This window comes from Pseudomonas sp. MWU13-2862 (assembly GCF_023242495.1).
GTDB lineage: Bacteria > Pseudomonadota > Gammaproteobacteria > Pseudomonadales > Pseudomonadaceae > Aquipseudomonas > Aquipseudomonas gingeri_D.
In genome coordinates this window covers 1-1,381 of sequence record NZ_JALMEZ010000039.1, presented here as the reverse complement: position 1 = coordinate 1,381, position 1,381 = coordinate 1, and the positions used below count along the sequence as shown (strand labels likewise).

Annotated in this window: 1 protein-coding gene; it reads right to left on the bottom strand. The window is 60.0% G+C overall.

What is annotated here, in order from left to right; genetic code table 11:
- Window positions 1–57: 57 nt before the first annotated feature.
- Window positions 58–1,254, bottom strand: coding sequence for an IS256 family transposase (locus M5C56_RS32270; protein WP_103499347.1), 1,197 nt, complete (start codon window positions 1,252–1,254; stop codon window positions 58–60).
- Window positions 1,255–1,381 lie beyond the last annotated feature (127 nt).

The window sequence follows — 1,381 nt, the reverse complement described above, 5'->3', positions numbered from 1 at the left end:
GATCGTGTCCCAGGAAGTGGTGTAACTCATCATGGCTCTGGCCACTGAGTTTGCCGTTTAGTTGATCACGGCCGACAGCTTGGCCTGCGGATTATCGCTGACCGCCTCGAAAGCCTCCAACTGCATATAGCGCCGTTGCAGGCACCACTCGTCGTTCTGCTCCAGCAACATCGCCCCGACCAGCCGGGTGATCGCCGGGTCGTTTGGGAAGATCCCTACGACTTCGGTTCGGCGCTTGATCTCGGCGTTGAGCCGTTCCAGCGGGTTAGTGCTGTGCAGTTGCTGCCGGTGTGCCTTAGGGAAAGCCATGTGGGCCAGCACTTCGTCTTCGCAGCCATCCATGAGCGCGCTGATCTTGGGGTACTTTTCCCGTAACTGATCCGCGACCAGGCGCCATTGCTGATGGCATTCGGCTCGGCTGTCCTGGGCGAAGACGGTGCGCAGCAAGGCCGCCACCATGGTGCGCTGGCCCTTGCCGACATGGGCCATGGCGTTGCGCATGAAGTGTACCCGGCAGCGTTGCCAGGTCGCATGAAACACTTTGGATACGGCGGCTTTGAGCCCTTCGTGGGCATCAGAGATCACCAGCTTTACACCGCGCAAGCCACGTCGCATCAGGCTTCGCAGGAAGTCCGTCCAGAACGGCTCTGCTTCCGAAGGGCCGACGCGCATGCCCAGGATTTCCCGGCCACCATTGGTGTTCACCGCCACGGCGATTATGACGGCGACCGACACAATACGCCCGGCCTCCCGTACTTTGACGTAGGTGGCATCAATCCAGAGGTAGGGCCAGTCACCTTCAAGCGGGCGATCCAGGAACGCGTTGACACGCTCGTCAATCTCGCCGGCCAGTCGCGAGACCTGGCTCTTGGAGATGCCGGTCATGCCCATGGCCTTGACCAACTGGTCTACGGAACGAGTTGAAACACCCTGGATATAGGCTTCCTGAATCACTGCGGCCATGGCTTTCTCGGCGGTGCGCCGAGGCTCAAGGAAGCCAGGGAAATAGCTGCCTTGGCGCAGCTTGGGGATCTTGAGATCAACGTCTCCGGCGCGGGTTTGCCACAGGCGATCCCGGTAGCCGTTGCGGCTGTTCACCCGGTCTGGGCTTTTGACGTCGAAGCCGGCGCCGCAGAGGCCTTCGACATCGAGCTCCATCATGCGCTGGGCAACGAACTGAATCATTTGCTTGAGCAGATCGGCGTCTGCCCCTTTCTCAACCAGCTCGGTCAATGCGATAGTGGACTTGGTCATCGTGGTTTTCCTGGTGTTCGTTAGGTCTTCGCAAACTCAACGTTAGCCAGAAACCACGATGACCAACCTCTTTCGCCCGCAGGGCGCCTTCGGTTGGTTCAGTTACACCACTTCCCGGGACACGATC

Coding starts and splice junctions, on each gene's coding strand:
- M5C56_RS32270 (WP_103499347.1), bottom strand. CDS start 1,254: ATGACCAAGTCCACTATCGCATTGACCGAGCTGGTTGAGAAAGGGGCA.